General features: G+C 65.1%; 13 protein-coding genes. 11 read left to right on the plus strand and 2 right to left on the minus strand.

Annotated elements, in window-relative coordinates:
* The first annotated feature begins 146 nt into the window (after positions 1-146).
* The 7 genes from V6M39_RS06855 (at position 147) to V6M39_RS06885 (ending at position 5,590) form a co-directional block, all read left to right on the plus strand.
* Complete coding sequence (locus V6M39_RS06855) at positions 147-1,394, plus strand: geranylgeranyl reductase family protein (RefSeq protein ID WP_332643024.1); 1,248 nt, start codon at positions 147-149, stop codon at positions 1,392-1,394.
* Positions 1,391-1,966 carry a TetR/AcrR family transcriptional regulator gene (locus V6M39_RS06860; protein WP_332643025.1) on the plus strand — a complete coding sequence of 192 codons (576 nt, stop codon included), beginning with the start codon at positions 1,391-1,393 and terminating at the stop codon, positions 1,964-1,966. Before V6M39_RS06855 ends, V6M39_RS06860 begins: the two co-directional genes overlap by 4 nt.
* 253 nt (positions 1,967-2,219) lie before the next feature.
* Complete coding sequence (gene paaA, locus V6M39_RS06865; RefSeq protein WP_332643026.1) at positions 2,220-3,161, plus strand: 1,2-phenylacetyl-CoA epoxidase subunit PaaA; 942 nt, start codon at positions 2,220-2,222, stop codon at positions 3,159-3,161.
* A complete protein-coding gene (gene paaB / locus V6M39_RS06870) occupies positions 3,158-3,439 on the plus strand; it encodes a 1,2-phenylacetyl-CoA epoxidase subunit PaaB (protein ID WP_332643027.1) in 282 nt (93 codons plus the stop codon). The genes paaA and paaB overlap by 4 nt, the downstream gene beginning before the upstream one ends.
* A complete protein-coding gene (paaC, locus tag V6M39_RS06875; RefSeq protein WP_332643028.1) occupies positions 3,436-4,092 on the plus strand; it encodes a 1,2-phenylacetyl-CoA epoxidase subunit PaaC in 657 nt (218 codons plus the stop codon). The genes paaB and paaC overlap by 4 nt, the downstream gene beginning before the upstream one ends.
* On the plus strand, positions 4,086-4,550 hold the full coding sequence (paaD, locus tag V6M39_RS06880) for a 1,2-phenylacetyl-CoA epoxidase subunit PaaD (RefSeq protein ID WP_332643029.1): 465 nt from the start codon (positions 4,086-4,088) through the stop codon (positions 4,548-4,550). Before paaC ends, paaD begins: the two co-directional genes overlap by 7 nt.
* Positions 4,550-5,590: a 2Fe-2S iron-sulfur cluster-binding protein gene (locus V6M39_RS06885; protein WP_332643031.1), complete on the plus strand. Its 1,041-nt coding sequence runs from the start codon at positions 4,550-4,552 to the stop codon at positions 5,588-5,590. Before paaD ends, V6M39_RS06885 begins: the two co-directional genes overlap by 1 nt.
* A 53-nt stretch (positions 5,591-5,643) precedes the next feature.
* Here the strand turns inward: V6M39_RS06885 and V6M39_RS06890 are convergent, their stop codons facing one another.
* A complete protein-coding gene (locus tag V6M39_RS06890; protein ID WP_332643032.1) occupies positions 5,644-6,117 on the minus strand; it encodes a hypothetical protein in 474 nt (157 codons plus the stop codon).
* Between the two features lie 147 nt (positions 6,118-6,264).
* On the opposite strand from V6M39_RS06890, the gene V6M39_RS06895 reads away from it, so the two are divergent.
* A complete protein-coding gene (locus tag V6M39_RS06895; RefSeq protein WP_332643033.1) occupies positions 6,265-7,917 on the plus strand; it encodes an FAD-binding dehydrogenase in 1,653 nt (550 codons plus the stop codon).
* Here V6M39_RS06895 and V6M39_RS06900 read toward each other — a convergent pair.
* Complete coding sequence (locus tag V6M39_RS06900; RefSeq protein ID WP_332643034.1) at positions 7,914-10,343, minus strand: sensor domain-containing protein; 2,430 nt, start codon at positions 10,341-10,343, stop codon at positions 7,914-7,916. The two genes, V6M39_RS06895 and V6M39_RS06900, sit on opposite strands and share 4 nt — an antisense overlap.
* A gap of 73 nt (positions 10,344-10,416) precedes the next feature.
* Between V6M39_RS06900 and V6M39_RS06905 the strand changes: the two genes are divergently transcribed.
* The 3 genes from V6M39_RS06905 to V6M39_RS06915 are packed head-to-tail and all read left to right on the plus strand — an operon-like array spanning position 10,417 to position 12,886.
* Positions 10,417-10,809, plus strand: coding sequence for a DUF1304 domain-containing protein (locus V6M39_RS06905; RefSeq protein WP_332643035.1), 393 nt, complete (start codon positions 10,417-10,419; stop codon positions 10,807-10,809).
* Between the two features lie 41 nt (positions 10,810-10,850).
* Entirely contained in the window at positions 10,851-11,666 is an 816-nt protein-coding gene (locus V6M39_RS06910) for an exodeoxyribonuclease III (RefSeq protein ID WP_332643036.1), read from the plus strand.
* Between the two features lie 2 nt (positions 11,667-11,668).
* On the plus strand, positions 11,669-12,886 hold the full coding sequence (locus V6M39_RS06915; protein ID WP_332643037.1) for an APC family permease: 1,218 nt from the start codon (positions 11,669-11,671) through the stop codon (positions 12,884-12,886).
* The last annotated feature ends 70 nt before the right edge of the window (positions 12,887-12,956 follow it).

Consider the following 12,956-nt stretch of genomic DNA (forward strand, 5'->3'; position numbering starts at 1 on the left):
GCACGACGCAGAAGACCGCGAGCAGGACGTCGAAGTACGACGATCCGCGCGACGCATAGTGGATCTCGGTCTCAGGTTTTGGTGAGGTTGCCTGTGAACTCATGGGCACATCCTGCCAGTCACCCCCGTTCTGGGAGAATCAAGATATGAGCCTGCCCACGCGCACTGACGTACTCGTCGTCGGTGCCGGACCTGCAGGCGCGGCGGCTGCAGCGTGGACCGCGCGGCTCGGCATGGAGACGGTGCTGGCTGACGCGGCGACCTTCCCGCGCGACAAGACTTGCGGCGATGGACTCACGCCTCGCGCGATCGCCGAGATGGAGCGGCTCGGTCTCGGCGAGTGGGTACGCAGCCACGGCACCAACCGCGGACTGCGTGCTGCTGGCTTCGGCCAAGAGCTGCTGCTCCCCTGGCCAGGCGGCTCATTGCCTGACTACGGCTCGGCCGTTCCTCGTACTGAGCTCGACGACAAGATTTTCCGCGTCGCGATCGAGGCTGGCGCCAACCCGCTCGAAGGTGCTCGCGCGGTCGACGCCGAGCGCGACGCCAGCGGCAAGGTCGTGTCGGTGACCTTCCACCTCGGGAAGGCCAAGACTCCGCACACCATCGCGTGCGATCGACTGATCGTCGCCGACGGCGTACGTTCACCGCTCGGGCGTGTACTCGGCCGTGAGTGGCACCGGGAGACCGCGTACGGAGTCGCTGGCCGCTCGTACGTGAAGTCCGGTCGCAGTGACGACCCCTGGATCTCCTCGCACCTCGAGCTGCGCGGTGAGGACAACGAGCTGCTTCCCGGTTACGGCTGGATCTTCCCGTTGTCCGATGGCGAGGTCAACCTTGGCGTGGGCGCTCTTGCGACCTCGAAGAGGCCCGCTGACCTGCAGATACGTCCGTTGATGGAGTACTACGCGACCCTCCGTCGTGAGGAATGGGACCTCAGCGGTGAGCTTCGTATGCCGACCAGCGCGCTGCTGCCGATGGGCGGCGCTGTGTCAGGAGTGGCCGGACCCAACTGGATCCTGATCGGTGATGCCGCCGGGTGCGTCAACCCGCTCAACGGCGAGGGCATCGACTACGGCATGGAGACCGGACGTGTGGGCGCCGAGCTCATGGCCGCTCAGATCGATCTCCAGGACGCCTGGCCCGCGCTGCTCACGCACCATTACGGCGAGGCGTTCTCGATCGCCCGCCGTCTCGCCGGCCTGATCACCGTGCCGCGCCTCCTGCCGACCGCTGGCCCGCTCGGCATGCGTTCGCACACGCTGATGACGTTCGCCCTGCGGGTGATGGGCAACTTCGTCACCGACGAAGACCACGACTTCACCGCACGCTTGTGGCGCTGGGCCGGTCGCCAATCCGTACGCCTCGACGACCGACCACCTTTCACCTCATGACACGACCCCGGTATGACCTCGAGCTGCTGCTCGACGTCGCCATCGAGGAGTTCACCAAGCGCGGCTACGACGGCACCAGCATCGAGCACCTCTCGGCCGCCACGGGCCTGTCCAAGTCATCGCTCTATCACCACGTCGAAGGCAAGGAGCACATCCTGCGCCTCGGTCTCGAGCGTGCGGTCACTCCCCTGCTCAGCCTCCTCGACGAGCCGCAGGCACGCGAGGGCAAGGCGATCGACCGGCTGACGTACGTGCTGCGTCGCCAGATCGCGATCCTCGCCGAACAACTTGCCGCGGTGACCTTGCTGCTGCGCGTACGCGGCAACACCGAGACCGAGCGCTGGGCGCTCGAGCAACGACGTACGTTCGATGCCTTCGTGGCCGATCTCGTACGCGCTGGCGTGGCCGAAGGAGATCTCCGCGGAGATCTCGACCCCGCCGTTGTCGCCCGACTGCTCTCGGGCACGGTCAACTCGCTCACTGAGTGGTACCGCCCCGGTCACGGCTCCCTCAGCGCCGACGCTCTCGCCGACACGATGCTTTCGTCGAGCCTCGCCGGCCTCCGCGCGTAAGACACGCGAGTACTTCACCTCACGAGGTTTCGATACGTCGGCCGCGGGCGGCCTCCTACTCAACCACCGAAGTGGCGACGTTTCTCGGTGGTTGAGTAGCCTTGGGGGTCCCCCCAGCGAGCGCGGCGAGCGAGGGGGCGGGACGAGAGCGTATCGAAACCTGGTGAGCCGACGAGCTTGCTGTACTTGATCTGGCCCTCCATCGGGGCGATGATGGAAACCGAACGATCATTCGGTTTCTGGAGGCGGTTCCGTGCAGGACACAGCAGAGCTCGGCGATCCTGAGTTCCTCGCACTGCTCGACCACGAAGGCCGCATCGAGCCGCGTGACGCGATGCCCGACGCGTACCGCAAGACCCTGATCCGCCAGATCGCCCAGCACGCGCACTCGGAGATCATCGGCATGCAGCCGGAGGGCAACTGGATCACCCGCGCCCCGAGCCTGCACCGCAAGGCGATCCTGCTCGCCAAGGTGCAGGACGAAGCCGGTCACGGCCTCTACCTCTACGCCGCAGCCGAGACCCTCGGCATCGACCGTTCCGAGCTCCTCGATGCTCTGCACGAGGGCCGCCAGAAGTATTCCTCGATCTTCAACTACCCCACCAAGAGCTGGGCTGACATCGGAGCGATCGGTTGGCTGGTCGATGGTGCCGCGATCGTCAACCAGGTGCCGCTGTGCCGCTGCTCGTACGGGCCGTATGCGCGCGCGATGATCCGGATCTGCAAGGAGGAGTCGTTCCACCAGCGCCAGGGCTTCGATCTGCTCCTCACGCTCAGCAACGGCACTCCCGCACAGCACGCGATGGCGCAGGACGCCGTCGATCGCTGGTGGTGGCCGAGCCTGATGATGTTCGGCCCGCCCGACGCCGAGTCGCCCAACTCCGCGCGCTCCACTCGCTGGGGCATCAAGCGGTTCAGCAACGACGAGCTGCGTCAGCGGTTCGTCGACATCGCTGTGCCGCAGGCCGAGGCGCTCGGACTCACACTTCCCGACCCTGACCTGCGCTGGAACGCCGTGACCGAGCACTGGGGCTTCGGCGAGATCGACTTCTCCGAGCTGTACGACGTCATCGCCGGCAAGGGCTACTGCAACGACGAGCGCATGGAGCGCCGCACCACAGCGCACAACGACGGCGAATGGGTACGCGAGGCCGCCATGGCGTACGCCGCCAAGAAGGCCGAGGCAGCAGCATGACCGCCTTGCCCCTCTGGGAAGTCTTCGTACGCCCCAAGCGCGGCGTCTCGCACGTACACGCCGGCAGCCTGCACGCGTCTGACGCCGAGAGCGCTCTGCGCAATGCTCGCGACGTCTACACCCGCCGCGGCGAAGGCGTGTCGATCTGGGTCGTTCCTGCCTCCGAGGTCACCGCCAGCAGCCCGGACGAGAAGGAAGCTTGGTTCGACCCCGCTGCCGACAAGATCTATCGCCACCCCACGTTCTATGACGTGCCCGATGGGGTTGAGCACCTGTGAACCTCACCCTCGAGCTCGCCGATGATGCGTTGATCCTGTCGCACCGCTGCAGCGAGTGGCTGACTCGTTCGCCCGAGATCGAACTCGACATCGCCTTCGGCAACATCGGTCTGGACCTGCTTGGTCAGGCTCGCAGCCTGTACGCGCTGGTTGGCGACGAGGACCGGCTTGCCTATCACCGCGATGCTCCCGAGTGGCGCAACTGCACACTCGTCGAGCTCCCCAACGGCGACTTCGCGTTCTCGATGATGCGACTGCTGGCCTTCGCGTCGTACGAGTGCGCGTTGTTCCGTACCGATCCTGACACCGACGAGCTGCGGGCGATCTTCGCCAAGGCGGCCAAGGAGGCGGCCTACCACCTCGAGCACGCCGAGGCCTGGGTCCTTCGACTCGGCGATGGCACCGACGTCTCGCACGGTCGTATGCAGGATGCCGCAGACGCCGTGTGGCCGTTGCTGACCGAGCTCTGCTCGTCGGCGCCCGAGGTCGAAGCCGCCGTACGCACGCAGCTCGCTGCGATCCTGACCGCTGCAACACTCACCGTGCCAACCGCGGCTGCCCCCACGCAGCGTGGCGAACACACCCCGCACCTGGCGGAGCTGCTCGGCGAGATGCAGTCGCTGGCCCGCGAGCATGAGGGCGCCACATGGTGACCCTCGCCGACGCACGCACGCGGATCGAAGCCGTCGTCGATCCCGAGCTGCCGTTCGTGACCATCGCCGAGCTCGGAATCCTGCGCGACATCGCAGTCGACGGCGATCACGTCAACGTCACGATCACGCCGACCTACTCCGGCTGCCCGGCGATGTCGGCGATCGAAGAAGACATCCGCGCTGCGATGGACGGCATCGACGTCAGCGTCGAGACAGTCCTGTCCCCCGCCTGGACCACCGATTGGATGACAACGGCGGGCAAGACCAAGCTCCACGCCGCCGGCATCGCCCCGCCCACGCATCACGCTGGCGCGATCCCGCTGACCCTGTCCGTGCGTTGCCCGCAGTGCGGATCGACGCGTACGAGCGAGATCTCGCGCTTTGGGTCCACCAGCTGCAAGGCGCTGTGGCGCTGCGACGACTGCCTCGAACCGTTCGACTCGTTCAAGGTGCTCTGATGTTCCACGCCCTGCGCGTCGCCGCGATCGACGACCTCACCTCGGACTCTGTCGCCATCACCCTCGACGTTCCGGACGACCTCCAGGACGAGTTCGCCTTCGAGCCCGGGCAGCACGTGATCATCGGGCTCGATGCCAAAGAGAATGTGGCTAGCGAGCGACGTACGTACTCGCTCTGCACCGCTCCCGGCTCCGGCCGCTGGCAGATCGGCGTCAAACGCCTACCCGGCGGCGCCTTCTCCGAGACCCGCCTGGCCACCCTGCAACCGGGCGACACGATCGACGTCATGGCGCCGATCGGCTCGTTCGGCCCTCGCGCGCACGCCGAACATCTCGGACTCATCGCCGCCGGCAGCGGCGTCACCCCGATCCTGTCGATCGCGCGAGCGGCGCTTGCAGCCGACAGTGCTGTCACGCTTTTGTACGCGAGCCGCAACGAGCAGACGGTGATGTTCCTCGATGACCTCGCCGACCTCAAGGACAGCCACCCCGACCGCTTCCACCTGATCCACGTGTTCAGTCGTCAGCAGACCGAGTCGGAACTGCTCTCAGGCCGGCTCGATGGCGACCGCCTCAAACGGATCCTCGGCCCGCTGGTCGACCCGGAAACCATCGATGACTGGTACCTCTGCGGTCCGTTCGACATGGTCACCGAGCTCTCATCGACGCTCGAGGCTGCCGGAGCGAGCAGCGTGCACCGCGAGCTGTTTCACGTCGACGACGCTCCCCCACCTCCGCGCCCGGCGGAAGCGTTCGTCGATGGCGGGCCCGCCGTCACGGCAACACTCGATGGCCGCACCAGCACCTACACGCTGACGCCGGAGGACGACTCGGTCCTGGCCGGGCTGTTGCGCGTACGGCCTGAGGCGCCCTTTGCCTGCCGCGGCGGCGTCTGCGGCACCTGCCGGGCCAAGGTTCTGGACGGAGCCGTCGAGATGCGACACAACTACGCGCTGGAGCCCGACGAGCTCGAAGCTGGCTATGTGCTCACTTGCCAGAGCTGGCCAACTACGCCAGACGTGACACTGTCGTACGAATAGCCGCGCATGCGGAAGGCCCGGCCGAAGCCGGGCCTTCCGTCAATGCTGAGTGGTCACGCCGCAGGCGGAGTGTCCTTCTTGTTGAGGTCAGGCATCTTCTCGCCCGAAGCCTTGAACAGAGCGACGGATGCCACTGAAAGGACGACCGCCGAAATTACTGTGACAAATCCGGACCAACCGGGGTCAAGGTCGACACCAAACTTCGACGCCGTAAACAAACGAAGTACTAACAGCAGAGTTCCAAGGACGGCCGCCGCCGCTCCTACGAGGTTCCATGGCACCCCATCGGGCAGAGTCGCCGGCGCCAGCAACCTTACGACTACGACAGCGATGGCCACCACGATCAACAGCATTGCCAGAAAGCCGATCCCGCCCCACGCACTCTCGCCGTACACTGTGTCGCCCGAAAAACCAGGGACTCCTTCGACTGACAGAGATACAAACCGACTGATGAACGAGAAGACCAGTGTGACTCCACCAGAAATCAGCGCCGCCTGTTCAAATTTGCCCAAAGACTTGAAGTCCATGTGAATCCTTCTCCCAACGATGAAGTTCTGACACTTCGAATCTAGTCCTCCAAAGCGGCTGCGGACAGTCATTTCATGCGGTATTTACGTGGCGCGTCGCTGATACCGCATGTTGATACGTGCACGGAGTAGGACAGAATCTCGGGCATGGACGCAGATGTGATCGTTGTCGGGGCCGGCCTTGCCGGATTGGTTGCCACCGCGGAGCTCGTCGAAGCCGGTCGCAAGGTGATTCTGGTCGACCAGGAAGGCGAGCAGGGCATCGGCGGACAGGCATTTTGGTCGTTCGGTGGGCTGTTCTTCGTCGACTCCCCACAGCAGCGCCGTATGGGCATCAAGGACTCCGTCGAGCTCGCCATGCAGGACTGGATGGGCAGCGCCCAGTTCGACCGCGACGAGGACAAATGGCCCCGCCAGTGGGCCGAGGCGTACGTCAACTTCGCTGCCGGCGAAAAGCGTTCCTGGCTCAAGGAGCGCGGCCACAGCGTGTTTCCCGTTGTCGGCTGGGCCGAGCGCGGCGGCGGTCTCGCCGGTGGGCACGGCAACTCCGTCCCCCGCTTCCACATCACCTGGGGCACCGGCCCCGGCATCGTCGAGCCGTTCGAGAAGATCGTGCGTGAGGGCCACGCAAAGGGACTTGTCCAGTTCGCGTTCCGCCACCAGGTCGACGAGCTGATCGTCAGCGGCGGAGCCGTCACAGGAGTTCGGGGTCAGGTGCTCGAGCCGGACGATGCTGAGCGCGCAGCGCCGACATCCCGAACGTCAATCGGCGAGTTCACGATGACCGCCCAGGCCGTGATCGTCACGTCCGGCGGTATCGGCGGCAACCACGAGCTCGTACGCAAGAACTGGCCCGACCGACTCGGCACCCCGCCGATGCACATGATCTCCGGCGTACCCGCGCACGTCGACGGCCGCATGCTCGGCATCGCCGAGAAGGCCGGCGCGAGCCACATCAACCGCGACCGTATGTGGCACTACGTCGAAGGCATCAAGAACTGGGACCCGATCTGGCCCATGCACGGCATTCGCATCCTGCCCGGGCCGTCGTCCATCTGGCTCGACGGCGCTGGCCAGCGCCTACCGATCCCCGGTCTGCCCGGCTTCGACACCCTTGGCACCCTAAAGCTGCTGCGCCAGAGTGGTCACGACCACTCGTGGTTCGTGCTCAGCCAGGCGATCATCGAGAAGGAGTTCGCCCTGTCCGGTCAGGAGCAGAACCCCGACCTGACTGGCAAGAGCGTCAAGACGCTGCTCAAGGAGCGGCTCTCCAAGGGCGCGACGAGCCCCGTCGAGGCGTTCAAGGAGAAGGGCGAGGACTTCATCGTCGCCGACACGATCGAAGAGCTCGTCGCTGGCATGAACACGTTGACGCCCGACTCCCCCGTCGACGTCGACGACGTACGCCGCCAGGTCACCGAACGTGACCGCGAGCTCGACAACGACTTCACGAAGGACCTGCAGATCGCCGCAATGCGTCAGGCCCGGGCCTACCGCGGCGACAAGCTGATCCGGGTCGCGACCCCGCACAAGATCCTCGATCCCAAGAAGGGGCCGCTGATCGCCGTACGCCTGCACGTACTCACTCGCAAGTCGCTCGGCGGACTCGAGACCAACCTCGACTCTGCCGTGATCGGCACGGATGGCTCACCTGTCGACGGCCTGTACGCCGCAGGCGAAGTTGCCGGCTTCGGTGGGGGTGGTGTGCACGGCTACAACTCGCTGGAGGGCACGTTCCTCGGCGGTTGTATCTTCAGCGGCCGCGCAGCAGGTCGAGCCGCCGCCAAGCAAACCGCCTAGGAAATCGCGGCGGTGAACTGCTCGGCGGGCACGGCACGGCTGTAGCGGAAGCCCTGCGCCTGGTCGCACCCTTTGGCGCGCAGGTAGATCTCCTGCTCCGCGGTCTCGACACCCTCAGCCACCACGGTCATGCCGAGTGTGTGCGCCATGACGATGATCGTGTCGACAATCGCTGCGTCGGCCGAGTTGTCCACCAGATCAGCGATGAACGAGCGGTCGATCTTGATCTTGTCGATCGGAAATCGGGTCAGATAGGCGAGGCTCGAGAAGCCCGTACCGAAGTCATCGATGGCGATCGCGACCCCAAGCGCGCGGACAGTGTTCAACACTTCGACCACCGTGCGCGGATCCTCCATGAAGATGCCCTCGGTGATCTCCAGCTCAAGCTGGTTGCCCGACAGGCCCGACTCCCACAGTGCCCGTTCGAGCACCGCGAGCCATTCCTTGTCCCTGAGCTGACGCGGCGACACATTGACGGCCAGCCGCATCGGACGGCCGAGTGACTTGGAGATCCGCATGGTGTCTGCGCACGCCGTACGCAGGATGTGCTCGCCCAGGCGAATGATCAGTCCGTTGTCCTCGGCGACGGGAATGAAGCGATCCGGCGGGATGTCCATACCGTCGGCGTCCTCCCATCGGGCCAACGCCTCCAGTCCCACGACCTCACCGGTCGCGAGGTGTATTTCGGGCTGATATGCCACGGTGATCTCACCGCGATCCAGAGCGTGGCGAAGAGAGGCCGCGAGCACGAGCTTGTCATTGGTCTCGTCGAGCATGGAGTCGTGGAACCACTGGAATGAGTTACGGGCCGCCGTCTTCGCGTGATACATCGCGGTGTCCGCGTGCTTGAGCAACGTTGTGGAGTCCGCACCATTCTGAGGGAACAGCGAGCCACCCAGGCTCCCGGTGACGATGAGCTCATGGCCGTTGCAAATCAGCGGTTCGGGGATCAGCTCAAGCAAGGCTGTGATCCGTTCTGACAGCTCGTCTGCTGAATGCACATCGGTGAAGACGAGCACGAACTCATCGCCTCCGAATCGGGACACGAGGTCGCTTGCTCTGACCTCGCTGCGCAAGCGAGCCGCCATTTGCAACAGGAGCTCGTCGCCGATGTGGTGTCCCAGGGAATCGTTGACCCGCTTGAAGTGGTCCAAATCGAGCATGATGACGGCAAGGCCGGTGTTCAGGCGTGCCGCACGTTCGAGCTCGGCGTCGAGCCGAGTGAACAGCATCGTGCGGTTGGGCAGATCGGTCAGGAAGTCGTAGTGCGCCATGTGCCGAATGAACGCCTCGGCTTCCCTGCGCTGCGTGATGTCATACGCGACTGCGAGGTATCCCGTGACTTGCTCGACTTCGTCGACAATCAGCGAGATCGCCTCATTGACGGGTACGTCGACCCCGTCCTTGCGGTGGTACTCGACCTCGCGCTCGTCAACTCCGTCGGTATGAGCTGCACGCGAGAGCATCTGATCCAGCCGGCCATCGCGAATGTTGTCGATGCGCGAGCCAACAAGCTCGTTGCGTTCTGCGCGAAGCAGGCGTTCGGCTGCCGGGTTGGCCGTGACGATGACGCCGTCAGGGTCGGTCGCAATGATGCTGAACGGCAGGCTGTCGAGAATCGACCGCCGCAGGCGATCAGCACGTTCGGCACTCTCGGTGGCTTGTACGACGAGCCGCTCGGTGATGTCGATGACCGAGGCCAGGACGTGTTGTTCATCCAGCACCTGGATGGGGTTGAGGCCGATCTCGACAGGGATCTCGCTGCCGTCCTTGCGTCGGCCGAACAACTCACGACCGGCACCCATCTCTCGCCGGTCCGGTTGCCGGAAGTAACCCATGCGATAGCCATCGTGCTTGGCCTTGAAGCGAGTGGGGATGAGGTCTTCGATGTTCATGCTGAGCAACTCGTCGCGTGAGTAGCCGAACGATCTCTCGGTCTGCGTGTTGACCAGCACGATGTGTCCGAGAGAGTTGACCATGATCATGGCGTTGGGGGCTGCCTCGACGACGTGCAACAGGCGCTCTTCTGCGCGCTTGCGCTCGGTGATGTCGATGATCGACGCCAGCACCTGCGGCCGGCCGTCAATGATCACCGGATTGAGCCCGATCTCGATCGGGAACTCTCGCCCATGCCTGTGCAGGCCGAAGAGGTCACGCCCCGCGCCCATCGCGCGCGTGTCGGGGTGCTCAAAGAACCCTTCACGAAATCCCTTGTGCCGCGGACGGAACCGCTCAGGGATCAGCCGATCGACGGTCATGGAGAGCAGTTCTTCGCGGCTGTAGCCAAACTGTTGCTCGGTCTGCGTGTTGACGAGCGTGATCCGGCCCAACTCGTTGACCATGACCATCGCATTGGGCGTTGCCTCAATGATCTGTCGCAGCACACGACTTTCGTCGTCGCCGCCCGGCAAATGCGTTTCTCCCATGCAAACCCTCCCTCGGGCCGAACATAACGTCTTGCAGGGCCATTCGCGGCCGATCAGCCGCTAGATTCAGGCCATGACCGCTCTAGCATTAGTCGCCGCCAGCATCGCTGCTCTGCTGCATCTCCTGTTCTTCAAGCTGGAGTCGATCGACTGGAAGAAACCAAAGACGTGGAAGACATTCGGCCTCGAGTCTCAGGCTGACGCCGACACCACGGCTTCGCTCGCGTACAACCAGGGCTTTTACAACCTGTTCCTGGCAATCGGTGCGGCGACGGGCGTCAAGCTCATCGCGTTCTCCGACAGCTATGACACCGTCGCCTGGACGCTCATCGTGTTCGCGTGCGGCAGCATGTTCGCCGCCTCCCTGGTGCTGCTGTCGACCGGCAAGTCGTATGCCCGCGCCGCCGCAATCCAGGGCGTACCAGCACTCGTTGCGGTCGTCGCAGCCCTCGTTGCTGCGAACTAGGCGCTGCTACGGCTGTCAGAGACCCTGCATAGGGTTGACCCGTGCTCCGAATCGCCACCGTCAACGTCAACGGCATCCGTGCCGCCTACAACAAGAACCGCGGACAGACGAGCGGGATGGCCGAATGGTTGGTCGAACGCGACGCCGACATCGTGACGTTGCAGGAAGTACGCGCACCGGACGAGATCGTTCGCGAGCTCACTGCTGGGGCCGGCTACCACGTGGTGCACACCGAAGCGGCTGCCAAGGGGCGTGCCGGTGTCGCGGTGCTGAGCCGCGCCGAGCCGACCGCCGTGCGCACCGGCAACGGTGATGACTTCTTCGACGACTCGGGCCGCTGGATCGAGTCCGACATCCCACTTTCGGACGGATCCACGCTCACCGCGATCTCGGCCTACGCGCACTCGGGCGAGGCCGGAACCCCCCGCCAGCTGGAGAAATACCGCTTCTTCGACCAGATGCACACCCGTCTGGAAGCCATCAATGACTCCGGCAACCACGGTCTGCTGACGGGTGATCTCAACGTGGCCCACACCGAACGCGACATCCGCAACTGGAAGGGCAACCTCAAGAAGGCTGGCTTCCTGCCCGAAGAGCGCGCCTACTTCGACCGGTTCGCAGACGAGCTCGGCTGGGTCGATGTGCACCGCCACCTCGCCGGCGACGTTGACGGGCCCTACACCTGGTGGTCCATGCGAGGCCAAGCATTCGACACTGACACCGGTTGGCGCATCGACTACCAAATCGCGACGCCCAAGCTCGCCGCCACCGCGCGTACGGCGACTGTCGACCGGGCTGTCAGCTGGGCCGAGCGCTGGTCTGACCACGCTCCCCTCGTCATCGACTACGACATCTAGGCATGTCCGACTCCCTCGATCGTCGCCTCGGCCTGGTTGGTTCGGTCGCGATCGGTATGAGCGCCATGATCGGCGCTGGGTTGTTCGTCGTATTCCCTCCCGCAGTCGACGCAGCTGGAGACGGTCTCCTTCTCGCGCTCGGCCTCGCCGCGATCATCGCCGTCTGCAACGCCTTCTCTTCCGCGCAGCTCGCAAGCCTCTACCCCGTCGCCGGCGGCACGTATGTCTACGGGCGGGAACGGCTGGGCCCGTTCTGGGGCTACCTAGCCGGCTGGGCGTTTGTCGCGGGCAAGCTCGCGTCCTGCGCTGCGATGGCCTTCGCCGTCGGCACCTACGTCTGGCCCGAGCATGCCCGCACGCTCGCAGTCGCCACGGTCGTCACCGTCATCGCGATCAATCTTCTCGGCGTCGAGAAGTCAGCGTCCGCGGCGGTGGTGATCGTGAGCGTTGTGGTCGCTGTCGTGACACTGGCAGTCGTGCTGCTGTTTGCCGGACCACGCGCGCCGGACACATCGGCTGGCCAAGCCAGCGCCAGCGGAGTGCTGCACGCGGCTGCGCTCCTGTTCTTCGCGTTCGCGGGCTATGCCCGTCTCGCGACACTCGGCGAGGAGGTACGCGACCCCGCTCGTACGATCCCTCGCGCAATCGCCACGTCGCTCGTCCTGGTCGTGTCGCTCTACGCAGTTGTCGCGCTCGCTCTCAACCACGCGCTGGGTGCCAAGGATCTCGCTGACTCTGCGCGGCCATTCGTTGACGCCCTCGATGCCGTCGGGCGAAGCAACGTCGCACCCGTCATCCAGGTAGTGGCTGCTGTGGCAGCCGGCGGTGCACTGTTGTCTCTCGCGCTGGGGGTCTCCCGGACGATGTTCGCGATGGCTCGAGACGGTCACCTGCCACGGGCAGTGACGCTGCTCAGCGGCTCCTCGCGCGTACCCCGCGCCGCAGAGCTCTGCGCCGGCGCCTTGATCATCGCTCTGGTGTTGCTCGGCGATCTCGGTATGAGCATCGCGTTCTCGTCGTTCTGTGTGCTGCTCTACTACGCCATTGCCAACGCCGCGGCCTGGACATTGCCCACCGCCTGGCCGCAACGCGCCATCGCCGCGATCGGCTTCGTCGGATGCATCGTTCTGGCGTTCAGCCTCACAATGCCGACCATCGGTGCGGGCTGCACCGTGGTCGGCATCGGAGCGGTCATCTACTTCGCGCGTGTCGCCCGCTGAGGAACCCCCCGATCCCCTCAACGGGCCACCCACCCAAGGGAGCCGCGCACCCCCTGATGCGCGGCCCCCG

This window comes from Aeromicrobium sp., assembly GCF_036675695.1.
Lineage (GTDB): Bacteria > Actinomycetota > Actinomycetes > Propionibacteriales > Nocardioidaceae > Aeromicrobium.

Bases quoted from the DNA above. Each gene is read 5' to 3' on its own strand.
- V6M39_RS06885 (WP_332643031.1), top strand. From the start codon at position 4,550: ATGTTCCACGCCCTGCGCGTCGCCGCGATCGACGACCTCACCTCGGAC.
- V6M39_RS06855 (WP_332643024.1), top strand. From the start codon at position 147: ATGAGCCTGCCCACGCGCACTGACGTACTCGTCGTCGGTGCCGGACCT.
- V6M39_RS06905 (WP_332643035.1), top strand. From the start codon at position 10,417: ATGACCGCTCTAGCATTAGTCGCCGCCAGCATCGCTGCTCTGCTGCAT.
- paaB (WP_332643027.1), top strand. From the start codon at position 3,158: ATGACCGCCTTGCCCCTCTGGGAAGTCTTCGTACGCCCCAAGCGCGGC.
- paaD (WP_332643029.1), top strand. From the start codon at position 4,086: ATGGTGACCCTCGCCGACGCACGCACGCGGATCGAAGCCGTCGTCGAT.
- V6M39_RS06900 (WP_332643034.1), bottom strand. From the start codon at position 10,343: ATGGGAGAAACGCATTTGCCGGGCGGCGACGACGAAAGTCGTGTGCTG.
- V6M39_RS06895 (WP_332643033.1), top strand. From the start codon at position 6,265: ATGGACGCAGATGTGATCGTTGTCGGGGCCGGCCTTGCCGGATTGGTT.
- V6M39_RS06915 (WP_332643037.1), top strand. From the start codon at position 11,669: ATGTCCGACTCCCTCGATCGTCGCCTCGGCCTGGTTGGTTCGGTCGCG.
- V6M39_RS06860 (WP_332643025.1), top strand. From the start codon at position 1,391: ATGACACGACCCCGGTATGACCTCGAGCTGCTGCTCGACGTCGCCATC.
- V6M39_RS06890 (WP_332643032.1), bottom strand. From the start codon at position 6,117: ATGGACTTCAAGTCTTTGGGCAAATTTGAACAGGCGGCGCTGATTTCT.